Source organism: Rubrivivax soli (assembly GCF_049810355.1).
GTDB lineage: Bacteria > Pseudomonadota > Gammaproteobacteria > Burkholderiales > Burkholderiaceae_C > Rubrivivax.
On record NZ_CP187368.1, the window covers coordinates 5,054,604 to 5,076,763 of the forward strand.

The 22,160-nt window shown below is 72.1% G+C and carries 22 protein-coding genes and 1 tRNA gene; 13 read left to right on the forward strand and 10 right to left on the reverse strand.

The annotated features are described in order from the left end of the window. Positions 1 to 95: 95 nt before the first annotated feature. On the reverse strand, positions 96 to 572 hold the full coding sequence (locus ACPOLB_RS23230) for a DUF3237 domain-containing protein (RefSeq protein ID WP_425258415.1): 477 nt from the start codon (positions 570 to 572) through the stop codon (positions 96 to 98). 62 nt (positions 573 to 634) lie between these two features. Between ACPOLB_RS23230 and ACPOLB_RS23235 the strand changes: the two genes are divergently transcribed. Together ACPOLB_RS23235 and ACPOLB_RS23240 are read left to right on the forward strand one after the other, a co-directional pair. Then, positions 635 to 1,423 carry a class I SAM-dependent methyltransferase gene (locus tag ACPOLB_RS23235; RefSeq protein WP_425258416.1) on the forward strand — a complete coding sequence of 263 codons (789 nt, stop codon included), beginning with the start codon at positions 635 to 637 and terminating at the stop codon, positions 1,421 to 1,423. Continuing rightward, positions 1,420 to 2,793 carry a leucyl aminopeptidase family protein gene (locus ACPOLB_RS23240; RefSeq protein WP_425258417.1) on the forward strand — a complete coding sequence of 458 codons (1,374 nt, stop codon included), beginning with the start codon at positions 1,420 to 1,422 and terminating at the stop codon, positions 2,791 to 2,793. Before ACPOLB_RS23235 ends, ACPOLB_RS23240 begins: the two co-directional genes overlap by 4 nt. On the opposite strand, the gene ACPOLB_RS23245 is transcribed toward ACPOLB_RS23240, so the two are convergent. Then, positions 2,790 to 4,964: an SLC26A/SulP transporter family protein gene (locus ACPOLB_RS23245; protein ID WP_425258418.1), complete on the reverse strand. Its 2,175-nt coding sequence runs from the start codon at positions 4,962 to 4,964 to the stop codon at positions 2,790 to 2,792. The genes ACPOLB_RS23240 and ACPOLB_RS23245 overlap by 4 nt on opposite strands. Positions 4,965 to 5,138: 174 nt before the next feature. On the opposite strand from ACPOLB_RS23245, the gene ACPOLB_RS23250 reads away from it, so the two are divergent. From ACPOLB_RS23250 to ACPOLB_RS23290, 9 genes are read left to right on the forward strand one after another with little or no spacing between them, the layout of a single operon-like run. Continuing rightward, on the forward strand, positions 5,139 to 5,939 hold the full coding sequence (locus tag ACPOLB_RS23250) for an enoyl-CoA hydratase-related protein (RefSeq protein WP_425258419.1): 801 nt from the start codon (positions 5,139 to 5,141) through the stop codon (positions 5,937 to 5,939). 1 nt (position 5,940) lies between these two features. Next, a complete protein-coding gene (paaI, locus tag ACPOLB_RS23255; protein ID WP_425258420.1) occupies positions 5,941 to 6,405 on the forward strand; it encodes a hydroxyphenylacetyl-CoA thioesterase PaaI in 465 nt (154 codons plus the stop codon). Continuing rightward, a complete protein-coding gene (gene paaK, locus ACPOLB_RS23260) occupies positions 6,402 to 7,709 on the forward strand; it encodes a phenylacetate--CoA ligase PaaK (protein WP_425258421.1) in 1,308 nt (435 codons plus the stop codon). The genes paaI and paaK overlap by 4 nt, the downstream gene beginning before the upstream one ends. A 12-nt stretch (positions 7,710 to 7,721) precedes the next feature. After that, the gene (gene paaA / locus ACPOLB_RS23265) at positions 7,722 to 8,732 is read left to right on the forward strand and encodes a 1,2-phenylacetyl-CoA epoxidase subunit PaaA (RefSeq protein ID WP_425258422.1); all 1,011 of its coding nucleotides are present in this window, start codon (positions 7,722 to 7,724) and stop codon (positions 8,730 to 8,732) included. Next, positions 8,729 to 9,064 carry a 1,2-phenylacetyl-CoA epoxidase subunit PaaB gene (gene paaB / locus ACPOLB_RS23270; protein ID WP_425258423.1) on the forward strand — a complete coding sequence of 112 codons (336 nt, stop codon included), beginning with the start codon at positions 8,729 to 8,731 and terminating at the stop codon, positions 9,062 to 9,064. Before paaA ends, paaB begins: the two co-directional genes overlap by 4 nt. Before the next feature lie 7 nt (positions 9,065 to 9,071). Beyond that, positions 9,072 to 9,887 carry a 1,2-phenylacetyl-CoA epoxidase subunit PaaC gene (gene paaC, locus ACPOLB_RS23275; RefSeq protein WP_425258424.1) on the forward strand — a complete coding sequence of 272 codons (816 nt, stop codon included), beginning with the start codon at positions 9,072 to 9,074 and terminating at the stop codon, positions 9,885 to 9,887. Beyond that, positions 9,884 to 10,378 carry a 1,2-phenylacetyl-CoA epoxidase subunit PaaD gene (gene paaD, locus ACPOLB_RS23280; RefSeq protein WP_425258425.1) on the forward strand — a complete coding sequence of 165 codons (495 nt, stop codon included), beginning with the start codon at positions 9,884 to 9,886 and terminating at the stop codon, positions 10,376 to 10,378. Before paaC ends, paaD begins: the two co-directional genes overlap by 4 nt. A gap of 27 nt (positions 10,379 to 10,405) precedes the next feature. After that, positions 10,406 to 11,485, forward strand: coding sequence for a 2Fe-2S iron-sulfur cluster-binding protein (locus ACPOLB_RS23285; RefSeq protein ID WP_425258426.1), 1,080 nt, complete (start codon positions 10,406 to 10,408; stop codon positions 11,483 to 11,485). A 20-nt stretch (positions 11,486 to 11,505) separates the two neighbouring features. After that, on the forward strand, positions 11,506 to 12,129 hold the full coding sequence (locus ACPOLB_RS23290) for a TetR/AcrR family transcriptional regulator (RefSeq protein WP_425258428.1): 624 nt from the start codon (positions 11,506 to 11,508) through the stop codon (positions 12,127 to 12,129). On the opposite strand, the gene ACPOLB_RS23295 is transcribed toward ACPOLB_RS23290, so the two are convergent. The 3 genes from ACPOLB_RS23295 to ACPOLB_RS23305 form a co-directional block, all read right to left on the reverse strand. Further along, positions 12,032 to 13,180: a hypothetical protein gene (locus ACPOLB_RS23295; protein ID WP_425258429.1), complete on the reverse strand. Its 1,149-nt coding sequence runs from the start codon at positions 13,178 to 13,180 to the stop codon at positions 12,032 to 12,034. The two genes, ACPOLB_RS23290 and ACPOLB_RS23295, sit on opposite strands and share 98 nt — an antisense overlap. 117 nt (positions 13,181 to 13,297) lie before the next feature. Then, positions 13,298 to 13,651 (reverse strand): VanZ family protein, encoded by a 354-nt coding sequence (locus ACPOLB_RS23300; RefSeq protein WP_425258430.1) that lies wholly within the window; start codon positions 13,649 to 13,651, stop codon positions 13,298 to 13,300. A gap of 2 nt (positions 13,652 to 13,653) precedes the next feature. Next, complete coding sequence (locus ACPOLB_RS23305; protein WP_425258431.1) at positions 13,654 to 14,949, reverse strand: DUF4397 domain-containing protein; 1,296 nt, start codon at positions 14,947 to 14,949, stop codon at positions 13,654 to 13,656. A 263-nt stretch (positions 14,950 to 15,212) separates the two neighbouring features. On the opposite strand from ACPOLB_RS23305, the gene mdeB reads away from it, so the two are divergent. Together mdeB and ACPOLB_RS23315 are read left to right on the forward strand one after the other, a co-directional pair. Beyond that, positions 15,213 to 17,816 carry an alpha-ketoglutarate dehydrogenase gene (gene mdeB, locus ACPOLB_RS23310; RefSeq protein ID WP_425258432.1) on the forward strand — a complete coding sequence of 868 codons (2,604 nt, stop codon included), beginning with the start codon at positions 15,213 to 15,215 and terminating at the stop codon, positions 17,814 to 17,816. Positions 17,817 to 17,830: 14 nt separating this feature from the next. Continuing rightward, positions 17,831 to 17,906 (forward strand) — tRNA-Thr (locus tag ACPOLB_RS23315). Positions 17,907 to 18,007: 101 nt separating this feature from the next. Here the strand turns inward: ACPOLB_RS23315 and ACPOLB_RS23320 are convergent. The 5 genes from ACPOLB_RS23320 to ACPOLB_RS23340 form a co-directional block, all read right to left on the reverse strand. Further along, complete coding sequence (locus ACPOLB_RS23320) at positions 18,008 to 18,376, reverse strand: VOC family protein (protein ID WP_425258433.1); 369 nt, start codon at positions 18,374 to 18,376, stop codon at positions 18,008 to 18,010. A 665-nt stretch (positions 18,377 to 19,041) separates the two neighbouring features. Next, positions 19,042 to 19,362 (reverse strand): quaternary ammonium compound efflux SMR transporter SugE, encoded by a 321-nt coding sequence (gene sugE / locus ACPOLB_RS23325; protein WP_425258434.1) that lies wholly within the window; start codon positions 19,360 to 19,362, stop codon positions 19,042 to 19,044. Between the two features lie 171 nt (positions 19,363 to 19,533). Continuing rightward, entirely contained in the window at positions 19,534 to 19,962 is a 429-nt protein-coding gene (locus ACPOLB_RS23330; protein WP_425258435.1) for a nuclear transport factor 2 family protein, read from the reverse strand. Between the two features lie 588 nt (positions 19,963 to 20,550). Next, positions 20,551 to 21,459 (reverse strand): DUF2277 family protein, encoded by a 909-nt coding sequence (locus tag ACPOLB_RS23335; RefSeq protein WP_425258436.1) that lies wholly within the window; start codon positions 21,457 to 21,459, stop codon positions 20,551 to 20,553. Between the two features lie 124 nt (positions 21,460 to 21,583). Then, positions 21,584 to 22,102, reverse strand: a complete 519-nt coding sequence (locus tag ACPOLB_RS23340; RefSeq protein WP_425258437.1) for a hypothetical protein — start codon at positions 22,100 to 22,102, stop codon at positions 21,584 to 21,586. Between the last annotated feature and the right edge of the window lie 58 nt (positions 22,103 to 22,160).

Sequence of the window (22,160 nt, forward strand, 5' to 3'; positions counted from 1 at the left end):
CGTATCGTCAGACCTGTGGGCGGCTCGCACATCCAGACCACTATCTACAGGTCTGCGCGCGGCTGCGAAGCCTGCGGGCGCGGCGGCCCGGGCCGTCAGCCGAGGCGGTAGAAGTCCAGCAGCACCGCACGCGCCTCGCGTTGCCCCACCGCCACGGCCAGCACCTTGTTCAGGTGCAGCCAGGCCGGCGCCCCGGTGGTGAAGCGCACCAGCGTGCGGAAGACGTAGGCCTCGGGCGGCACGGCCTCGCCGCGCGCCAGCCGGGCCATCACCTCGGCGGGGCCGTGGCGCAGGCCCTCGCTGCGCACCTCGACCAGCGCGCCGTCGTCGGTGCGGATGACGTAGTGCGCGGCGATGTCGAGCACGCCGTCGGCCCGCGCCACCTGCCAGTCGACGCCGCCTTCGACGAGCGTGCCGTTGAGCTCGGGCCCGCGCACGGTGCCGCCGCCCAGGGGCACGTAGCGCCGTTCGCCGTGCGGTGCCGCGCCCAGCGACACCAGGGTGCCGACCTCGCAGCGCACGCGGGCCATCGGGTGCAGGGCGGGCGGCGGGGGCAGGAGGGTGTCGGGCATGGGCGAGAAGGCGGTGGCGGATCCGGGCCGTGATGATGCCGCGGCTGGGACAAAATCGGGGCATGACGAACGTGCACCCCGACGCCCAGCCCAGTCCTCCTGCGGCGGCGCCCAGCCTGCGGCCGCACACGCCGCTGCCGGACTACTACGCCACCGACGCCGAGCGCGACAGGTTCATCGCGCGCATGTTCAACGACACGGCCTCCGACTACGACCGCATCGAGCGCGTGCTGGCCTGGGGCAGCGGGCGCTGGTACCGCCGCGAGGCGCTGCGCCGCGCGGGTCTCGCCAGCGGCATGCAGGTGCTCGACGTCGGCATCGGCACCGGCCTGGTCGCGCGCGAGGCGCTGGCCCTGGTGGGCGCGGGCGGCAGCCTGGTGGGCGTGGACCCCAGCCCCGGCATGATGGGCGAGGTGCGGCTGCCCGGGGTGGAACTGCTCACCGGCCGCGCCGAGGCGCTGCCGCGGCCCGACGCCAGCTGCGACTTCCTGAGCATGGGCTACGCGCTGCGCCACATCAACGACGTGGCGCCCGCGTTCGCCGAATTCCACCGCGTGCTGCGCCCGGGCGGCCGGCTGCTGGTGCTGGAGATCACGCGGCCCGCCAGCCGCGCCGGCCTGCTGGCGCTGAAGGCCTACATGCGTGCCTTCGTGCCGCTGGTGGCGCGCATCGTCGGCCGCCGCAAGGACACGGCCGAGCTGTGGCGCTACTACTGGGACACCATCGAGGCCTGCATCGCGCCCGAGACCGTGATGGCCGCCCTGCGCGCCGCCGGCTTCCAGGACGTGCAGCGCCACGTCGAGCTCGGCATCTTCTCGGAATACACCGCCGTCAAGGCAGACCACGCATGACCGTCGAACTGAAGAAGCCCGGCCGCGCCGCGACGCCGATCCACGCCGTCGACCGCGCGACGTTCGACGCGCACCTGCAGGCCGCGCCCGCGGCCACGCGCCGCTGGCTGCAGGCCACCGGCTTCAGCGGCGCGCCCGACACGCACGCGCTGGTGCCGGCGGCCGACGGCAGCCTGCTGGAGGTGTGGGCGGGCGTGCGCGCCGCCGACTTCCCGTGGGCGCTGTCGGCGCTGCCCAAGGCCTTGCCGCCCGGCACGTACAAGCTGGCCGACGACGGCCTGGCGATCGACGCGCAGGCGGCCGCGATGTCGTGGGAGCTGGGCGGCTACACCTTCGACCTGTACAAGCCCGCCCGCCGCGCGCCGGCCGTGCTGCAGCTGGCCAGCAGCCCGGCGGCGCAGCGCGGGTTGCTGCTGGCGGCGGTGGTCGCGTCCACGCGCGACCTGGTGAACACGCCCGCCGAGCACATGGGCCCGGAAGAGCTGGCGAAGGCGGTGGCGCTGGTGGCGCGACAGCACGGCGCCACGTTCAAGCAGACCGTGGGCGACGCGCTGCTGAAGGCCAACTTCCCGGCCATCCATGCCGTGGGCCGCGCCGCCGCGCGCGCGCCGCGCTTCATCGAGATGACCTGGGGCCACCCGAAGCACAAGCTGCTGACCATCGTCGGCAAGGGCGTGTGCTTCGACAACGGCGGCCTGAACATCAAGGGCGCCGATGGCATGCGCCAGATGAAGAAGGACATGGGCGGCGCCGCCAACGCGCTGGGCCTGGCGCAGCTGGTGATGGCGCTGCAGCTGCCGGTGCGGCTGCAGCTGCTGATCCCGGCGGTGGAGAACGCGATCTCGGGCAACGCCTACCGCCCCGGCGACGTGTTCAAGACCCGCGCCGGCCTGCACATCGAGATCGGCAACACCGACGCCGAAGGCCGCGTGATCCTGTGCGACGCGCTCGCCTACGGCGCCGAGGCGCGGCCCGACCTGATGATCGACATGGCGACGCTGACCGGCGCCGCGCGCGTGGCGCTGGGCGCGCAGCTGCCGGCGCTGTTCTGCCGCGACATGGCGATGGCGCGCGACCTGGTGGACCGCGGCCTCGCGCTGCACGACCCGCTGTGGCACATGCCGCTGTGGCGCGACTACCACGGCGGCATCGAGAGCGACATCGCCGACATCGTCAACACCGGCCGCAATGCGCTGGCCGGCGCCATCAACGCGGCGCTCTTCCTCGAGGACTTCGTGCCCGCGGCGCTGCCCTGGCTGCACCTGGACCTGTTCGCCTGGAACGACGCGGCGCGCCCGGGTCGCCCGGTGGGCGGCGAGGCGCAGACGCTGCGCACGCTGCTGGACTGGCTGGAAGCGCGCTACAGCTAGCGCGTGCTGGCGTGCCAGGCCGCCGCGGCGCTGCGCAGGCGCTGCGACAGGTGCAGCGCGATGTTGCGGTACAGGCGCGCGGCCAGCCGCGGGTGCTGCGCGTCCAGCGCCTGCAGGCTGGCGTGCGACAGCGCGTACACCACCGCGTCGCCGTCGGCCACCGCCGCGGCCGTGCGGCCACCGCCGTCGAGCATCGCCGTCTCGCCCAGCATCATGCCGGGCAGCAGGCTCAGGTAGCGCTGCTGCGGCACCCCGGGCCGGGGTGCGCTGACGACGCTGAGCGAACCGGCCTCCAGCACATACAGGCAGTCCGCGGGGTCGCCCTCGTCGAACAGGCGCTCGCCGGCGGCCAGCTGCCGCCGCTGCATCTGCGCGGTGACGTGGTCGCGGTCGGCCGGGTCCAGCCCCTGCAGCAGCAGGCTGTCGGCCAGCGGCACCGGTGACAGCGTCGTCAGCGTCGCCGGGCCCAGCAGTTCGCGTTCGGCGGCCTCCACCGCACGGTCGGTGTCGGGCCAGGTCTCGATGGCGTTGCCGGCGGTCTGCAACGCCCGGGCACGCGGCGCGTCGGCCGCCAGGCCGGCCAGGCGCAACGACATGCCGCGCTGGCGCAGCCGGATCTGCAACTGCTGCAGCGCCAGTGCGGCGGTCTCGTCGATGCTGCCCACGCGCTGCAGGTCGAGCACCACGCTGCGCCACTGCGCCTCCAGCGCGCCGGCTTCGTTGAGCAGCCAGTCGGTGCTGCCGAAGAAGAGCGCGCCCTCGAGTTCCAGCACCAGCACCTGCGCCCGCAGCGGCTGCAGCTGCGCTTCCACCGCCGCGGGGTAGATGCGGCGCGAGGGGCGCGCCGCCGCTGTGTAGCGGGCACGCACCGCCGACTGGCTCATCGTGGCGACGAAGCGCAGCGTCGACAGCAGCACGCCCACGGCCACCGCCACCACGAAGCCCTGCCACAGCGTCACTGCGCACACCAGCAGCACCAGCGCCACGCTGCGCCGCAGCTCGGGCGTGGCGGCGCCTGCGCGCCACTGCTCCAGCAGGCCGAGCGACCAGCGGTCGAACAGGCTCAGCGCCACGACCAGCATCACGCCCGCCAGCACCGGCAGCGGCAGCCAGGCCAGCCAGTGCGCCGCCAGCAGCACCAGCACACCCAGCAGCAGCGAGCCGCCCAGCGCGGCCGTGCGGCCGCGTCCGCCGGCCTGCAGCACGGCGATCGCGCGCGCGCGCAGCGCCACCGCCGGCAGCCCGCCGAACAGGCCGCAGACCACGTTGGACAGGCCCAGTGCCAGCAGCTCGTGGCGCGGCTCGTGCTGGGCGTGGTTGGCCTGGTCGACGGCCAGCGTGTTCAGCGCCGACTCCAGAGCGCCCACCAGCGCCAGCGCCGCCGCTGTGGCCACGAGGACGGCGGCGTGCTGCTGCAGCAGCTGCAGCGCTGCCGCGCCCGCCCACAGCGGCAGCAGCGCGTCCGGGCCGGACATGCCGTCGGGCAGCGCGCCCACCGCCTGGCCGGCCTCGGCCCCGGGCGCCAGTGCCTGCAGGCCCAGGTGGGCAGCGGTGCCCAGCAGCAGCAGCAGCGGGGCCGCCGGCAGCCGGGGCCAGCGCCGGGCGGCCAGCCACAGCAGCAGCGCCGTGCCCAGGCCCAGCAGCAGTGCCAGCGGCTGCCAGCCGGCCAGCGCCTGCGGCAGCGGACTGCCGGCGCGCGCCCCCAGCAGCAGCGGCAGCTGCCCCAGCACGATCAGCAGCGCCACGCCGTTCATGAAGCCCGCCAGCACCGGCCGGGGCACGAAGCGCGCCAGGCGCGCCAGGCCCAGCAGCGCCATCAAGATCTGGAACGCGCCGCTGAGCACCACCGCGAGGCTGGCGACGGCCACCGCGGCGGCAGTGTCGGTCGCCGCGTCCTGCACCAGGGACAGCACCAGGCCCGAGAGGATCAGCGCCGTGGCCGAACTGGGCCCGGCCGCCGGCATCGAGGCCCGGCCACCCAGCGCGTAGGCGATGCCCGCGACGACCGTCGTGGCCAGTGCCGCCGGGATGCCCACGGCCGCGGCCGACGGCCCGAGCGCGGCGAAGGTCAGCAAGCCCAGCGTCAACGGCACCGCCAGCGTGGCCAGGGTGCCGGCCAGGCCGGCCAGCGCTTCGCGGGCCCAGTGCGAGACGGTGATTCGGACGGGCACGGCTGGTGGCATGAACGGCAGGTCGGTGGCGGCGGCGCGCAGTGTCACCGATCCCGCAGGCGGCGGGGCCCCCCGGTGAAACCCGTGCTTGCCGCGCTGCCGAGGCCACCGCAGAATTTGTCGACCAAGCGGTCGATGAATGCCGCCCACCGGCAGCAGCTTGCAGGAGACTCCATGGATTCCACGCCCGACAGCCTGGTGCTGGTGCAGCAGACGGGTGCCGTGCGCACGCTGACGCTGAACCGCCCGGCCACGCTGAACGCGTTCACCGCGGCGATGCATGCACAGCTGCTGCCGGCGCTGGACGCCGCTGCGGCCGACGCCTCGGTGCGGGCCGTGGTCGTCACCGGCGCCGGGCGCGGCTTCTGCGCCGGCCAGGACCTCAGCGACACGGGCATGGTGGCCACCGGCGGCGACATCGACGTCGGCGCCGTGATCGAGCGCCACTACCGCCCGCTGGCCACCCGCGTGCGCACGATGCCGGTGCCGGTGATCGCGGCCGTCAACGGCGTGGCGGCCGGGGCGGGTGCCAACTTCGCGCTGTGCTGCGACTTCGTGGTCGCCGCGCGCAGCGCCAGCTTCATCCAGGCTTTCGCGAAGATCGGCCTCGTGCCCGACTGCGGCGGCACCTGGCTGCTGCCCCGCCTGGTGGGCCGTGCGCGCGCACTGGGCCTGGCGATGACGGGCGACAAGCTGCCCGCCGAGGAGGCCGAGCGCATCGGCCTGATCTGGAAGGCCGTGGACGACGCCGCGCTGCACGAGACCGTGGCCGCCCTGGCGCAGCGCCTGGCCGCGATGCCCAGCCGCGCGCTGGCCGAGACGCGCCGCGCACTCGACAGCGCGATGGCGATGGACTTCGGCGACGCCATCACGCTGGAAGCCGACACGCAGCGCGCGCTGGGCCGCGGCCACGATTTCGCCGAAGGCGTGGCCGCATTCTTCGCGAAGCGCGCGCCGCAGTTCAAGGACCGCTGACATGCAGCCGCAAGCCGTCGCCGAAGCCGCGCGCGATGCGATGTGGCGCGACGACCAGGCCTCGCGCCTGCTGGGCATGCAGGTCCAGGCCGTGGGCCCGGGCAGCGCCACCGTGGCGATGACCGTGCGGCGCGACATGCTCAACGGCCATGCCATCTGCCATGGCGGCCTGGTCACGACGCTGGCCGACAGTGCCTTCGCCTTCGCCTGCAACGCCTACAACGAGCTGACCGTGGCCTCGGGTTTCGATGTCAACATCGTCAGCGCCGCGCGCGAAGGCGACGTGCTCACGGCGACGGCCGCCGAAGTCAGCAAGGCCGGCCGCACCGGGGTCTACGACGTGACGGTGCGCAACCAGCGTGGCGAACTGGTGGCGGCGTTCCGCGGCCGCTCGTACACGATGAAGGGCAAGGCTCTGGTGGACGGCGTGCCCGTGGGCAGGCAAGAGGCAGGAGGCGCGGCATGACAGCGCGCACACCCGCGCCGGGCGCGCTGGAGCCCATCGAGACCGCCAGCCGCGATGAACTGCAGGCGCTGCAGCTGCAGCGCCTGCGCTGGACGCTCCAGCACGCCTACGACCACGTGCCGCACTACCGCGCCGCGTTCGACGCGCAGGGCGTGCATCCGTCGGACTGCCGCACGCTGGCCGACCTGGCGAGGTTCCCGTTCACGGCCAAGGCCGACCTGCGCGCGCAGTACCCGTTCGGCATGTTCGCGGTGCCGCGCGACCAGGTGGTGCGCATCCATGCCTCGTCGGGCACCACCGGCAAGCCCACCGTGGTGGGCTACACGCAGGGCGACATCGACCGCTGGGCCGACCTGGTGGCGCGCAGCATCCGCGCCAGCGGCGGCCGCCGTGGCGACATCGTGCACGTGGCCTACGGCTACGGCCTGTTCACCGGCGGCCTGGGCGCGCACTACGGTGCCGAGCGCATGGGCTGCACCGTGGTGCCGATGAGCGGCGGGCAGACCGAGAAGCAGGTGCAGCTGATCGAGGACTTCCGGCCCGACATCATCATGGTGACGCCCAGCTACATGCAGGTCATCGTCGAGGAGTTCCGGCGCCAGGGCAAGGACCCGCGACAGATGAGCGTGCGCGTGGGCATCTTCGGCGCCGAGCCCTGGACCGAGGCGATGCGCCGCGACATCGAGGCCAGCGCCGCCATCGACGCCGTCGACATCTACGGGCTCAGCGAGGTGATGGGCCCCGGCGTGGCCAACGAGTGCATCGAGTCCAAGGACGGCCCGGTGGTGTGGGAAGACCACTTCTACCCCGAGATCATCGACCCCGAGACCGGGGCGGTGCTGCCCGACGGCAGCGAAGGTGAACTCGTGTTCACGACGCTGACCAAGGAAGCGCTGCCGCTGGTGCGCTACCGCACGCGCGACCTGACGCGGCTGCTTCCGCCCACCGCACGCAGCATGCGGCGCATGGGCAAGATCGTCGGCCGCAGCGACGACATGCTGATCATCCGCGGCGTCAACCTGTTCCCCACCCAGGTGGAGGAACTGGTGCTGCAGGACACGCGGCTGTCGGGCCAGTACCAGCTGGTGGTCACGCGCGAGGGCCCGCTGGACGACCTGCTGGTGCGCTGCGAGGTGACGCCGCAGCACGCGGGCGCCGACCGCGCGGCCATCGGGCAGGCGCTGCAGCACCGCATCAAGACGCTGGTGGGCGTGAGCGCCGCGGTCGACGTGGGCCTGCCCGACAGCATCGAACGCACGCTGGTCGGCAAGGCGCGGCGCGTCGTCGACAAGCGACCGAAGTAGGAGAGCAGCCGCATGTACACGCAAGCGATGGACCTGGCCCCGAAGGAAGAGCGCGCGGCCGTGCGCAGCGCCGAAGATGCGGCGCTCGAGGCCCGCTTCGACGCGCGCATCGACGCCGGCGACTTCATCGAGGCCAAGGACTGGATGCCGGCGCACTACCGCAAGACGCTGGTGCGGCAGATCAGCCAGCACGCGCACTCCGAGATCGTCGGCATGCTGCCCGAGGGCAACTGGGTCACGCGCGCGCCGACGCTCAAGCGCAAGGCGATCCTGCTGGCGAAGATCCAGGACGAAGGCGGCCACGGCCTGTACCTGTACGCCGCGGCCGAGACGCTGGGCACCAGCCGCGACCAGATGCTCGACGCGCTGCACAGCGGCCGCGCCAAGTACAGCAGCATCTTCAACTACCCGACGCTGAGCTGGGCCGACATCGGCACCATCGGCTGGCTGGTGGACGGCGCGGCGATCATGAACCAGGTGCCGCTGACCCGCTGCAGCTACGCGCCGTATGCGCGCGCGATGGTGCGCATCTGCCGCGAGGAAAGCTTCCACCAGCGCCAGGGCTTCGACAGCCTGCTGACCATGGTGCGCGAGGGCACCGACGCGCAGCGCGCGATGGTGCAGGATGCGGTGGACCGCTGGTGGTGGCCGAGCCTGATGATGTTCGGCCCGCCCGACGACCAGAGCCCGAACAGCGCGCAGAGCGCACGCTGGGGCATCAAGCGCATCAGCAACGACACGCTGCGGCAGAAGTTCGTCGACGCCTGCGTGCAGCAGGCCCAGGTGCTGGGCGTGACGCTGCCCGACCCCGACCTGCGCTGGAACCCCGAGCGCGGCGAGAGCGGGCACTGGGACTTCGGTGCCATCGACTGGAGCGAGTTCCAGCGTGTCGTGGCCGGCCACGGCCCCTGCAACAAGGAGCGCCTGGCCGCCCGCGTGAAGGCCTGGGACGACGGCGCCTGGGTGCGCGAGGCGGCCCTGGCGCACGCGCGCAAGCGCGCCACGCGGGAGCAGGCGGCATGAGCGACACCAAGACCGCCCCGGTGGGCGACAGTCGCAACGAAGGCAACGCATCCAGCGAATGGCCGCTGTGGGAGGTGTTCGTGCGCCCCAGGGCCGGCCTCGACCACAAGCACTGCGGCAGCCTCCATGCCGCCGATGCCGCGATGGCGGTGCAACTGGCGCGCGAGGTCTACACGCGCCGCCAGGAAGGCACCAGCGTCTGGGTCGTGCAGAGCAGCCACATCCACGCCAGCGACCCCGGCGACAAGGCGATGCTGTTCGACCCGATGGAAGACAAGGTCTACCGGCACCCCACGTTCTACGTGCTGCCGGATGCCGTGGACCACATGTGAGGCCGCGATGACGCCGATTGCCGCGGTGGCCTCGATCACCCCCGTGCTGACGCCGCGCGTGCGCTACATCCTGCGCATCGCCGACACCTGCCTCGTGCACGCGCAGCGCCTGGCCGAGTGGTGCGGCCACGGCCCGGTGCTGGAGGAAGACATCGCGCTCAGCAACATGGCGCTGGACCTGCTGGGTCAGGCGCGGGCGCTGCTGACGCACGCGGGCCGGCTCGACGGCAACGCATTCGACGAGGACCAGCTCGCCTTCCTGCGCGACGAACGGCACTTCTTCAACCTGACGCTGGTGGAGCAGCCGATGCGCCGCGGCAGCGCGCACGCGCCGGGCACCGACTTCGCCGACACGGTGCTGCGCAACTTCCTGCTCGCCACCTGGCTGCGCCTGCTGTGGGAGGAACTGCAGCGTTCCGACGACGCCGAGCTGGCGGGCATCGCCGGCAAGGCGGTGAAGGAGGCGCAGTACCACGCGCAGCACGCCGGCGACTGGGTGGTGCGGCTGGGAGACGGCACGCCCGAGTCGGCGGCCCGCATGCGCGCCGCGCTGGAGCGGCTGTGGCCCTACACGCACGAGATGTTCGTGCGCGACGCCGTCGACGAAGCCGCGGCCGCCAGCGGCCTGGGCCCGGTGCGCGATGCGCTGCACGACGACTGGCAGCACGCGGTGGCCGAGGTGCTGCTCGACGCCGACCTGCCCCCGCCGTCGACCACGCCCTTCGCCAGCACCGGCACGCAAGGCCGGCACAGCGAGCACATGGGCTTCCTGCTGGCCGAGATGCAGACGCTGCAGCGCAGCTTTCCCGGGGGACGCTGGTGAACCTGCAGGATGCCTGGGCCGTGCTCGACACCGTGCCCGACCCCGAGGTGCCGGTGCTGTCGTTGCGAGAACTGGGCATCGTGCGCGAGGTGGTCGTGCGCGGCGATGCCGTCGAGGTGGTGCTCACGCCCACGTACAGCGGCTGCCCGGCCACCGAGGTCATCGCCCAGAGCGTGCTGGACGCGTTCACGGCCGCCGGCTGCAGCGCGGTGTCGGTGACGCACCGGCGCGCGCCGGCCTGGACCACCGACTGGATCAGCGAGAGCGGCCGCGAGAAGCTGCGGGCCTACGGCATCGCGCCGCCCGGGCCGGTGGCCGGCGGCGCGCAGCCGGCCACGCAGGCCCTGCGCCTGCACCCGCGCAGCGTGCCCTGCCCGCGCTGCGGCAGCGCGGCCACCGAGCGCCTGTCGGCCTTCGGCTCCACGGCCTGCAAGGCCCTGTACCGCTGCACGGCCTGCCGCGAGCCCTTCGAACACTTCAAGCCGCTTTGAGTCACCTTGAGCCAGCATGAGCCACCGATGACGGGCCTGCACTTCCATGCACTCGCCGTGCGCGACAAGCGCGCCGACACCGACGACGCCTGCGTCGTCGGCTTCGACGTGCCCGCCGACCTGGCCGCTGCGTACCGCTTCGAGCCCGGGCAGTGGCTGACGCTGCGCGCCGTGCTGCAGGGCGAGGAAGTGCGCCGCTCGTACTCGATCTGCGCCGCGCCCGGCGAGCGGCTGCGCGTGGGTGTGCGGCGCGTGCCCGGCGGCCTGTTCTCGAACTGGCTGCACGACCACCTGCAGCCGGGCGACCGCATCGACGTGCTGCCGCCGCAGGGCCGCTTCGGCGCGGCGCTGGCGCACCTGGGGCAACAGACGCCGCTGCCGCGGCACGTGCTGCTGGTCGCCGGCGGCAGCGGCATCACGCCGGTGCTGTCGCTGCTGAAGACGCTGCTGGGCCACGGCGGCCGCACGCGCTGCACGCTGCTCTACGGCAACCGCAGCGCGGCGTCCACGATGTTCAAGGAGGAGATCGAGGACCTGAAGAACCGCCACCTGACGCGGCTGGCCGTGCACCCGGTGTTCTCGCGCGAGCAGGTCGACACGCCGCTGCAGGCCGGCCACATCGACGCCGAGAAGGTGCTGGCCGTGCTGCTGCTCGCCGGGCCGGTGGATGCCGCGTTCGTCTGCGGCCCGCACGCGCTGAACGACGCCGTGGAAGCCGCGCTCCGTGGCGCCGGCGTGGCGCCCGAGCGCATCCACGTCGAACGCTTCGGCGTGCCGCCGGCGGTGGCCGCGCGGCCGCCGGTGCCGCAGCCGGGCGACGTGGGCACGGCGCGCATCCGCATCGTGCGCGACGGGATCACGCGGGAACTGGCCTACGGTCCGCAGGACGCCAACATCCTGGCCGCGGCCACGCGGGCCGGCCTGGACCTGCCGTATTCGTGCCGCTCGGGCGTTTGCGCGACCTGCCGCGCCAAGCTGCTGGACGGCCGCGTGCGCATGGACCGGACGTTTGCGCTGGAGCCGGCCGACGCCGCAGCCGGCTTCGTGCTCAGCTGCCAGGCGCACCCGCTGACCGACGTGGTGACGCTCAGCTTCGACACGCGCTGAACGGCGCGGCACGACACCGCATGGCCCGTCCGCGCGCCGCCACCTTCGATGACCAGCGCACGCAGATCCTGGCCGCTGCGGCGCGTCTGTTCGCCACGCGGGGCTACACCGCCACGACCATGCACGCGGTGGCTGCCGCCTGCGGCGTGCGCAAGCCGACGCTCTACCACTACGTGCGCGACAAGCACGACCTGCTGGCGCAGATCAGCGCCGATCACGTGGCGCGGCTGGAGGCGCTGGTGGCCGCGGTGCAGGCCGAGCGCCTGGCGCCCGAAGCACGGCTGCGCACGCTGATCCGCCGCTTCATGCTGGCCTACGCCGACGCCGAGCACGCACACCGCGTGCTCACCGAGGACGTGAAGTTCCTGGCCCCGGCCGAGCAGCAGGCCGTGCTGGACGGCCAGCGCCGCGTCGTGGCCGCCTTCGCGCAGTCCATCGTGGCGCTGCGGCCCGAGCTGCGCGCGGCGCAGCTGGCCACGCCGCTGGCGATGCTGCTGTTCGGCATGATCAACTGGACCTTCACCTGGCTGAAGGCGGGCGGTGCGCTCACGCACGAGACGCTGGCACCTGTCGTGGAGCAGCTGTTCTTCGGTGGCCTGTCCGCAGTGCGAGGCGCGGCGGCGCAGCCTGCTGCGGCGCGCTGAACAGCGGCGCACGCGCGGCCGGCATCCAACCGTCCACCGCCTGCTCGGGCGCATGCACCAGGGTGTGCACGCCGGCCAGGCCAGCGGCACTGCAGGCGGTGACACGCTCCAGCAGCGTCTGCACGCCGGCCTCGCCGAGCGCCAGCACGAACTGCTGCCAGCGGCGGTTCAGGCGCTCGTCGCACCAGGCGTCTTCCAGTGCCCGGCGCACGGCGTGGGGGTCGGCGCCGGCGCCGGCTTCCAGCAGCCGCGGCGCCAGCGCGCCGACGAAGAGCTGGAAGTCGTGGCGCAGTGCGCTGCCCGTGGACGCCGAAGCGCCAGGCGCCACCGGCAGCAGCGCAGCGATCGCCCGCACGCGTGCGCTCCAGCCCGGCGTGGCGAACTGCAGCGTCAGCAGCGCCTGCAGGCCCTGCACGCTGTTGAGCAGGCGCACGCGGTTGGGCGGCAGCACGCGCAGCGGCACGCGCGCCGCTTCGGCGAAGGGAAGGGGGGTGACGAAGCTGGCCAGCACCGCCAGGCGCCAGCAGGCGGCGGGGTCCAGGCCGTCGGGCGGCGGCACGATGCCGGCGTCGATGCGCGCGGCCTCGCGCCAGTCGGGTGCCGCGGCGCTGTCGTGCACGAGGGCCGCGCGCCGGCCCAGCACGGCCAGGTGCCCGGCGGCAAAGCCCGCATGGCGCTGCAGCCGCACCACCACCGGGGCGTCGTCGCCGTCGGCGGCGCCGCCCAGCGGCTGGCGCGTCACGGGGCAGTGCGTGGCGTCGATCTGCCCCAGGTAGTGGGCCGTGACCTGCGTGGTCTCGAAGGCGATGCCGCGGCGCCAGGCCTGCGTGCGCAGCTGCAGCCACTGGCGCACGTGGCGCGTGGCGGCCAGCGTGCGGCGGCCGAAGACGGCCTTGCCGGCGCGCCAGCCCTGGCCGATGGGCGTGCCGTCCAGCAGCAGCTCGGCCGGTGGCACCAGCCCGTGGTGGGCGTGGTCCCAGCCGAGGTCGAAGCCCGTGCTGTCGTGGGCCTCGGCCTGCTGCGGATCGAACTCGAAGGTCACCTGGTTCATCGTGGACTCCATCGCTGCCCAGGGCGCCATGCCCTGTGGATGCATCCAGTATCGATGTCCAGTGGCTCAGAAAGTGAGCCAGTGCCGCCCCAAGGGACGATCGGACCGTACGGCGTTTCAGCGGCGCAGCAGCGTCCCGCCGTGCGCCAGCAGCAGGCCCGCCGAGATGCCCACCGCGTCGGCCAGGACATCGGCGGCTTCGGCGCTGCGCCAGGGCAGCTGCGACTGCACCAGCTCGATGGCGATGCCGAACAGCAGCAGCCCCGCGCTGCTGCGCCAGCGCTGCGGCGCGCCGAACGCGCGCACGGCGCAGAAGGCCAGCGCGGCGAAGGCCAGGGCGTGGTTCAGCTTGTCCCAGCCGGTGTCGGCCTGGGAAGGCGGGCTGGGGCTGAACGCCAGCCAGCACCCGGCCAGCAGGCCCAGCCCGAGCAGCACACGCCAGCCGGTGGCGGCCGGCGTGGCTGCGGGCATGGTCAGCGGTCCTTGCGCAGCACGCCGGTGGGCGTGGTGTTGCCGCCCAGCACGAACAGCGTGTACACGCCCTGCGACTGCAGGTTCACGTCGCTGGCGGAGTAGAGCGAGTCGATGCCCGAGGTGGATGTGACGTCCAACTGCGCCGACGTGTTGAAGGCCGCGGTGGCGAAGATCGAGCTCGTGCCCACCGGCACGTCGCTGAGCAGCGCCGCGAAGTCCACCGACAGCGTCAGCGGGTCGGTGGTGGCGGCCGCGTTCACCAGGCGGATGCGGAAGCGGCTGGTGGCCGGCAGGCGGTTGTCGTCGGTCAGCAGCGTGACCTGGCCGGCGCCGTCGCTGCCGAAGCCCAGCAGCGTGTAGTCGCCGCCCGCGGTGAGCGCGCGCGTGGCCGAGGAGACCGAGACGCCGTTCAGGCGCACGTCGACCAGGCGGTTGCCGGCGTCCACCAGCGTGTACGGACCCACGCTCGGCGAGCGCAGGCTGCCGGTGAAGGTGGTGCCGTCGATCGAGACGCCGATCGCGCCGCGCGCCTCGGCGCCGGCCACCACGCGCAGGCGCGCCTTGGTGTTCTTCAGCGGCGTGAGCGCGCCGCGCTGCACCAGCTGCGCGCCGTTCACGAGCACGGCCCCCGGGCCGGCGGTGACGAGCAGGGTCGAGTACTCCTTGTTCGCGATGACCACGCCCGGGATGTCCAGGCGCAGGTCGGTGTTGTCGCCTGCACCGGTGACACGCAGGCGGTAGGTGCCGACACCCAGCTCGCGGTAGCCGCCGAGCGTGGCCGAGGCCACGCTGCTGGCGACCGGGACCACGTCGCTCAGGTCCTCGTCGTTCAGCGTCAGGTAGACGTCGATCGCACCGGTCTCGCTGGTGGCGTTGTAGACGCGCACGCGGCCGGTGTTGGCGCTGATGCTGGCGACGTCGTCGTCCTCGGGCAGCGTGGCCAGCCGCAGCGAGCCCGCGCGGCCCCAGACCACGGCGGTGTAGTTCTTGTCGCGCGACAGCGTGTAGCTGCCAGTGAACAGCGGCGTGGTGACGCCGGCGTTCGTGAGCTTGACGATGTAGGTGGCCGCCTCCGCCGAGCTGTAGGCGGTGAGCGTGTCGGGCACGGCGGCGCTGAACGACTTGGTGTCGCCGAGATACAGGTCGAGCGACGACACGTCGCTCGTCGCGTTCAGCACACGCAGGTTCGTGGTGCCGGCACCGTCGTCGCCGCCGCCGCCGCAAGCGGCCAGCAGCACCGTGGCGGCGGTGACCAGAGCGGCCCAGCCGCGCCGCACCATCAGGGATCGGATCATCTTGCTTCCTCGGGAAGGGGTCAGGGCGACGGCAACAGGCCCGAGCGGGCCACGCCCGCACCGGGCGCTGCCGTCGCAGTTCATGACAGGCGCAGCCATTCTATGTGAGGGGGCGCGTGCGGCCGGACACATGCGGACACGTGCGGGAGACGCGCCGGACACGTGCCGGGCCGGCGTGCGCCCCGCACGGGCGCCACGCGCGCCCGCAGGCTCTAGACTCGTTGCGCGACCGCAGCGCAGCACACGACAAGGAGACACCCGCCATGGGCGCCCAGCACCAGACGCCGACCGACACCGATCCCCAGGAGACCCGCGAATGGCTCGACGCCCTGCGCAGCGTGGTGGCCGATGGCGGCGCGCCGCGCGGCCTGTACCTGATCGAGCGGCTGGAAGAGCTGGCGCAGCAGCTCGGCATCGTGCCGCACATGCAGCCGTTCTCGGCCTACCGCAACACCATCCCGCTGGAGCGCCAGGGCGCCTATCCGGGCGACCTGCGCACCGAGGAACGGCTGACGGCCATCATGCGCTGGAACGCGCTGGCGATGGTGGTGCGCGCCAACGCAGCGTACGGCGAGCTGGGCGGGCACATCGCCAGCTACGCGTCGGCGGCCGAGATCTTCGAGGTCGGCTTCAACCACTTCTTCCAGGGCAGCGCCGACGGCCAGCGCAGCGATCTCGTCTACTTCCAGCCGCACTCGGCGCCGGGCGTGTATTCGCGCGCCTTCCTGGAGGGCCGCCTGACCGAGGAGCAGCTCGCGAACTACAGGCAGGAGATCCGCGCGCCGGGGCTGTGTTCGTACCCGCACCCCTGGCTGATGCCCGACTTCTGGCAGTTCCCCACCGGCAGCATGGGCCTGGGGCCGCTGAACGCCGTGTACCAGGCGCGCTTCATGCGCTACCTGCAGGCGCGCGGCCTGCTGGACGCCGGCACGCGCCACGTGTGGGGCGTGTTCGGTGATGGCGAGATGGACGAACCCGAGTCGATCGCCGGCCTGACGCTGGCGGCGCGCGAGCGGCTGGACAACCTGACCTTCGTCGTCAATTGCAACCTGCAGCGGCTGGACGGCCCGGTGCGCGGCAACGGGCAGATCATCCAGGAGCTGGAGGCCCTGTTCAACGGCGCCGGATGGAACGTGGTGAAGGTGCTGTGGGGCAGCGACTGGGACGCCCTGTTCGCGCGCGACACCGAGCACGTGCTGCTGCGCGCGCTGAGCCGCACCGTCGACGGCCAGTACCAGACGCTGGGCGCCAACGACGGCGCCTACAACATCGAGCACTTCTTCCGCCAGGACCCCGAGGTGCAGAAGCTCGTCGCGCACATGAGCGAGGCCGAGATCGACCGCCTGCAGCGCGGCGGCCACGACTTCCGCAAGCTGCACGCGGCCTTCGCCGCAGCGAAGGCGCACCGCGGCCGGCCCACGGTGATCCTGGCCAAGACCAAGAAGGGCTACGGGATGGGCGGCGCCGGCGAGAGCCGCATGACGGCGCACCAGGCGAAGAAGCTCGACGACAGCGTGCTGAAGGCTTTCCGCGACCGCTTCGCGCTGCCGCTGAGCGACGACGACGTCGAACAGCTGCGCTTCTACAAGCCGCCCGAGGACAGCGTGGAGATGCGCTACCTGCGCGCGCGCCGCGCCGCTCTGGGCGGGCCGCTGCCGCGCCGCAATGCGGCCAGCCCCGTGCTGCCCGTGCCGCCGCTGTCCGCCTGGGCCGACTTCGCCGTCAACGCCGCGGGCAAGGAGATGAGCACCACGATGGCGGCCGTGCGCGCTTTGGGCAACCTGCTGAAGGACCCGGCGCTGGGACCGCGCATCGTGCCCATCGTGGCCGACGAGGCGCGCACCTTCGGCATGGCCAACCTGTTCCGGCAGATCGGCATCTACGCGCCCGAAGGCCAGCTCTACGAGCCCGAGGATGCGGCGCAGATGCTGTACTACAAGGAAACGCGCGACGGGCAGCTGCTGGAAGAGGGCATCAACGAAGCCGGCGCGCTCAGTTCCTGGATCGCGGCGGCCACCAGCTACAGCGTGCACGGGCTGCCGATGCTGCCGGTGTACATCTACTACTCGATGTTCGGCTTCCAGCGCGTCGGCGACCTGATCTGGGCGGCAGCCGACCAGCGTGCCCGCGGCTTCCTCTTCGGTGCCACGGCGGGCCGCACCACGCTGGGCGGCGAAGGCCTGCAGCACCAGGACGGCAGCAGCCTGGTGGTGGCCAGCACGGTGCCCAACTGCGTGGCCTGGGACCCGGCCTTCGCCGGCGAAGTGGCGGTGATCCTGCAGCACGCGATGCAGCGCATGCTGGTGGAGCAGCGCGACGAGTTCCACTACCTGACGCTGATGAACGAGAGCTACGCGATGCCCTCGGTGCCTGCCGAGGCGCATGCGGACCTGCTGCGCGGCATGTACCGGCTGCAGGCGTTCGACGTGCCCGGCGCGCAGCAGCACGTGCGGCTGCTGGGCAGCGGCACCATCCTGCGCGAGGTGCTGGCTGCAGCGCAGTGCCTCGCCGCGCAGCATGGCGTCCGCTGCGAGGTCTACAGCGTCACCAGCTTCAGCGAGCTGGCGCGCGAGGCACAGGCGCTGCAGCGCCTGGACCGGCTCGAACCCCTGGCGGCGCCGCGCTTGAGCCATGTGGCGCGCCTGCTGGCCGGCAGCAGCCCGGTGGTGGCAGCGACCGACTACGTGCGCGCCTGGCCGCAGCTGATCGCCGAACACGTGGACGCGCGCTTCATCACCCTGGGCACCGACGGCTTCGGCCGCAGCGACACCCGCGAGCAGCTGCGTCGCTTCTTCGAGGTCGATGCCGCCAGCATCACGGCCGCCGCGCTGCAGGCGCTGCGGCAGCCGCGCAAAGTGGTGCTATAGTCGCGGGCTTCCGTGCCGGTGTAGCTCAGTTGGTAGAGCAGCGCATTCGTAATGCGAAGGTCACCAGTTCGATTCCGGTCACCGGCACCACGGAGCGAGTTTCAGCAAGGGCCGACGGCATCCAGTGCCCTCGGCCCTTTGCGTTTGGACGGCGCGCGCAGACGGCCACGGCGGCCCGGGCGCCGGCAGCGCTACCGCATCGAGTGCAGGCCGACCCGGTTGCCTTCCGTGTCGATGAAGTGGGCGAAGAAGCCGAAGTCGTTGCCGATCTCGGTCTTCGGAACGAGCACCGAGCCGCCCGCCTCCACGACGCGCTCGAGCATCGGCGCCAGATCGTCGCCGCCATTGAGATACACGAGCGTGCCGACCCGGGACGGGGCGCTGCCGTCTCCATGCACGATGGCACCGCCCACGGCGCTCGGGTCCGCGGACAGCATCCCCATCGTCACCGGACCCATGGGCATCGTGCCGATCGAGATGCCGAGCACGCGCTCGTAGAAGGCCTTCGCGCGCGCGAAGTCGTCGACCGGGATCTCGAACCAGTTCAGTGCGTGCGTCATCGGGGCCTCCATGAAGTTGGTCCGACCAGCGTAACACCGTGAACGCACGGGCCGCCACGTCCAAGGCGGGCGGTGGAGCCGCGGCACCTGCGTGCAGGCTACGCGGTGACGGCCAAGCACGTGAGCACCGTCGTGCCACCGGCGAAGCCGGGGAAGTCGGCGTCGACGATGCGGGCGCCCAGGATCTCGCGCGCCTCCATGGGTGTGGCTGGGATGGACCCTGTCCGAGGATCCAGCCAGCCCCGGGGCAGGGTGACCCCGGCGCGGAGGCTGAAGGTCTGCAACCCCGCGCACGCCGCGGGTGCCAGGTCGCACAGGGTCACGGTGGCAGTGAACGACACTGCCCATCCGGACATCGAGCCTCTGGTACCGGGGAAGCAATCCGTTGATGTTCCGCACGGTCGCGAAGGCGTACGACGTCACGCACGTCGTTGCCGTCGTCGCGGCAACGAGGTCAGAGCCGCCGCCGCAACCCGCGGCGGGCAAGGCCACCCATGCAGCGAGCGGCAGCGCCTTCACTGCCATCCGGGACAGGCGGGATGGACGATGCTCCGCGTGCCGGCCTGCCCAGGGCGAGGTTGGTCGCGCAGCCGCGCAAGCCCCACCGTCGGCCGGCGTGGCAGGCGATTCCTGGCCGTGGTTCGCGCAGGTGCCGCAAGACGTCTTCAAGCCGGCGTGGCGAGCTTCAACCCGACGATGCCCGCCACGATGAGCCCGAGGCTGGCGATCCGCCCTGCCGTTGCCGGCTCGTGGAACAGGACCATGCCGAGGATGGCCGTACCAACGGCCCCGACCCCCACCCACACGGCGTAGGACGTGCCGACCGGCAGCGACTTCATGGCGATGCCCAGCAGGACGACGCTGCCGGCCATGGCCGCCAGCGTGAGGACCGACGGGACGGGCTTGGTGAAGCCCTCGGTGTACTTCAGACCGATGGCCCAGCCGACCTCGAGCAGGCCGGCGACGAGCAGCAGGATCCAGGGCATGTGACAACTCCGAGCAGTGTGGACGGATTGTCGGCGTGAAGGACCTCGCAGTGCCGTGTTGCGCGGCAACCACCCACGCCCGACCGCCGGAGGGACGGGCACTGTCTCGGTGGACGCGCTGCGGCTCCTTGCGGCGTGCAGCGCAACGCAGCACGGCGCGGGACCGGCGCATCAGGCAGCAGGCAGCCCCGGGAGCGCCGGGCCGTCCGCTGCCCTGCGTTCGACGAGGTGCCTCCGATGGGCAGCCGGCTCGAAGGGATCGGGCCAGTACTCGACGATGGACCGGACCTTCCCGTCATGCAACTGAAAGAACGAGATGGCTTCGCCTGACTGCTTCCCGTCGGTGACCTCGACATGCGTGACGACGTCGCGGCCTTGTGCGACGAGCCTCCGCAGCGCGAACTTCCAGACGCCCTCGGTCGGATACTCGGCGTTCACACGCGCGAAGTTCTCCGGCCCACGGATGCGTTCACCGGACTGCGGCCAATCGAGAACGAAGTCCTCTGCGAGCAAGGCAGTGACCGCATGAAAGTCGTTCGTCGCCATCAGGCGCCAGAACGCGCGCACGATGGATGCTGAGGCTTCGTGTTCGGACTGCATGAGGTGGAGTCGTGTGCGCCGCACCACGGTGGTTCGCAGAACCACCGGCCGATCTGCATGGCCGGGGCGCAGCGTCCGCGCGACGGTCCAGTCCGAGAAGGCGCCTGGACCCGGCGTGCACCTCTCGACGACGAGCCGGCTCAGTTGCGAGGTTCTGGACGATGCCCGACGCGTGGTGCCGGGACCGGCAGCGATGCAGACGACGACACCGTACCACACCGACGCCACGGCCGACCGTGATGCGCGCAGCACTGATCTCCTTCGCGTTCACGGGACCGCACCGCGGCATTCGGGCCCCTTCGGCGACGCGGTGCAGTTCGGCAGACCACTGGGCGTGGGCCGGCCACGGGACTCGGCGTGCGTGGGACTGGACTGACGATCAACGCGCACCGCGCTTGCCACCGCGGGCACACGCACCGGCGGCCTGCGCAGGGTGGCCCGGCAGCGGGTGGACGCGATCACGCCCGCGCGAACGCGATGCCGTCGGGACGGGCGACCGAAGCCCGGCCGGCAAGGGGTGCGCGCCCTGCCGTCTGTCGCCGTATGCCCCGTTCCGTTCGCGGGCGCCGTCTCCCTGGGCCGACCAGTTCAGAACCAGTAGTCCGAGACGCACTTGCCGTTTCGCGGGAGGTCGTCGAAGGTGTCCAAGCCATCGAAGCGATCGATCGGGATGCCTGCGACAGTCTGTGGTTCCGACAGCCGCACATTCACTGCCAGCCTTCGACGGCCCTCGTCGTCGGCACGCTGCGCGCGCCAGTGCGACACACAGCCACATGCAGGGCAAAAGTGGAACTCGATCGCCTGGCCTCTGATGTACGAGGCCGTGGTCCCGGTGACGTGGACGTTCTCGTTCTCGTAGTCATAGATCCAGAGCGCCCCGTAGCGGCGACAGACCGTGCAGTTGCACGCCGTGGCGCCCTCTGGATGGACATCGAACGACCAACGCACTGCGCCGCAATGACAAGAGCCTTTCAACACAGGGATCTCCTTCCAACCGGCGCCGCGGCGTGGTTCCTGCGCACCCCGATGTGCGGGTCCAGCGGGCGACGAGGGCGGGACGACAGGTGCGAACGGCAGCGACTGTAGTCCGAACCGGCGCGGCCCGGCTGCGCCACGGTGGCGGCGAGTCTTCAACGAGCGTCGACCGCTCGAGGCACGCGACGGGCGGGCCCCGCGGGACCGTCCCAGCGACTCGCGGCCGCAGAAGCGAGACAGGCCGCTGGCAGGCGTTGCGACGAGGCTGGCGATCCTCTGCCGCGCCGCAGTGGCGACCTCCTCCGCAGCGCGCGCGAAGGCCGCCGCGATGGTCTTCGACGGCACGGGCAGGCCGCTGCGCTGGCGCACGAACCGCAGTGACGCCCCGTGGATCGCCAGGGCGGCGGCGGGAGGCGCGACGTTGAAGGGCGCCTTCGGGCCGACGTCTTGTGGGCTCGTGGCGCTTGCCCCCAACAGAGACGTCGCAACCAGTGCAAGAACGATGCCCTTGATCTCATTCAAGGCTGCTCCCTGGATGTCCGCATGCGGAATGGATCGTCCCGGGACGTGGGGCGCAACACGAGGCTCGGCGGCGCGCGCACCTGCTGACCCTCCGTTGGCTCTCCGCTCGACCGACAGATCGACGTCACTGCGAAGTCAGCCGGAACCGAAACGGGAAGTCCTGGGGGCAGGGCTGGCCGCTGCAACGCGCGGGCTTGTACTTCGTCTTGATCAGAACAAATGCCACCGCCTGGGCGATCTCCAGGCTTGGGTACTTCAACAGCTTGGCGCTCGTGGCTTCTCCTTGCTCGTTGACAGCAACGAAGATCGTGATGTCCCCTTCGGATTGCTGCAGAGTGGCGATCTTGCCCAGATCCGCAATGACTCCCTTCATTCCTGACAACGGGAACGGCGGGTCGTCAGTGGCTGGCATGCCTTCGTAGAACGAGCGGAGCGTGTTCTTCTCCGTTTCGGTGAACTGCTCGTAGCGCTTGTCCAGCGGGTAGGGCGCGTTGGAAGCCATGGGACTGCGGTCCAGACTTCCTGGCTGGGCCTGGTTCATCCGCAGTTGGTATGTCGGACGGGCGGCATCGGGCTGCTGGGCATGGATGACACCGCCCAAGGTGGACAGCAGCACAAGGGCAGCAGGCGAGTAACGTGGCATGTGAGCCTCCAGCAACTTGGCCGATGTTAGAGCCCAGCGGGGCCGGCGGTGAGGAGCC

Excerpts from the sequence above, each read along its gene's own strand:
- ACPOLB_RS23230 (WP_425258415.1), bottom strand. The coding sequence starts at position 572 with ATGCCCGACACCCTCCTGCCCCCGCCGCCCGCCCTGCACCCGATGGCC.
- ACPOLB_RS23235 (WP_425258416.1), top strand. The coding sequence starts at position 635 with ATGACGAACGTGCACCCCGACGCCCAGCCCAGTCCTCCTGCGGCGGCG.
- ACPOLB_RS23240 (WP_425258417.1), top strand. The coding sequence starts at position 1,420 with ATGACCGTCGAACTGAAGAAGCCCGGCCGCGCCGCGACGCCGATCCAC.
- ACPOLB_RS23250 (WP_425258419.1), top strand. The coding sequence starts at position 5,139 with ATGGATTCCACGCCCGACAGCCTGGTGCTGGTGCAGCAGACGGGTGCC.
- paaI (WP_425258420.1), top strand. The coding sequence starts at position 5,941 with ATGCAGCCGCAAGCCGTCGCCGAAGCCGCGCGCGATGCGATGTGGCGC.
- paaK (WP_425258421.1), top strand. The coding sequence starts at position 6,402 with ATGACAGCGCGCACACCCGCGCCGGGCGCGCTGGAGCCCATCGAGACC.
- paaA (WP_425258422.1), top strand. The coding sequence starts at position 7,722 with ATGTACACGCAAGCGATGGACCTGGCCCCGAAGGAAGAGCGCGCGGCC.
- paaB (WP_425258423.1), top strand. The coding sequence starts at position 8,729 with ATGAGCGACACCAAGACCGCCCCGGTGGGCGACAGTCGCAACGAAGGC.
- paaC (WP_425258424.1), top strand. The coding sequence starts at position 9,072 with ATGACGCCGATTGCCGCGGTGGCCTCGATCACCCCCGTGCTGACGCCG.
- ACPOLB_RS23285 (WP_425258426.1), top strand. The coding sequence starts at position 10,406 with ATGACGGGCCTGCACTTCCATGCACTCGCCGTGCGCGACAAGCGCGCC.
- ACPOLB_RS23290 (WP_425258428.1), top strand. The coding sequence starts at position 11,506 with ATGGCCCGTCCGCGCGCCGCCACCTTCGATGACCAGCGCACGCAGATC.
- ACPOLB_RS23295 (WP_425258429.1), bottom strand. The coding sequence starts at position 13,180 with ATGAACCAGGTGACCTTCGAGTTCGATCCGCAGCAGGCCGAGGCCCAC.
- ACPOLB_RS23300 (WP_425258430.1), bottom strand. The coding sequence starts at position 13,651 with ATGCCCGCAGCCACGCCGGCCGCCACCGGCTGGCGTGTGCTGCTCGGG.
- ACPOLB_RS23305 (WP_425258431.1), bottom strand. The coding sequence starts at position 14,949 with ATGATCCGATCCCTGATGGTGCGGCGCGGCTGGGCCGCTCTGGTCACC.
- mdeB (WP_425258432.1), top strand. The coding sequence starts at position 15,213 with ATGGGCGCCCAGCACCAGACGCCGACCGACACCGATCCCCAGGAGACC.
- ACPOLB_RS23320 (WP_425258433.1), bottom strand. The coding sequence starts at position 18,376 with ATGACGCACGCACTGAACTGGTTCGAGATCCCGGTCGACGACTTCGCG.
- sugE (WP_425258434.1), bottom strand. The coding sequence starts at position 19,362 with ATGCCCTGGATCCTGCTGCTCGTCGCCGGCCTGCTCGAGGTCGGCTGG.
- ACPOLB_RS23330 (WP_425258435.1), bottom strand. The coding sequence starts at position 19,962 with ATGCAGTCCGAACACGAAGCCTCAGCATCCATCGTGCGCGCGTTCTGG.
- ACPOLB_RS23340 (WP_425258437.1), bottom strand. The coding sequence starts at position 22,102 with ATGCCACGTTACTCGCCTGCTGCCCTTGTGCTGCTGTCCACCTTGGGC.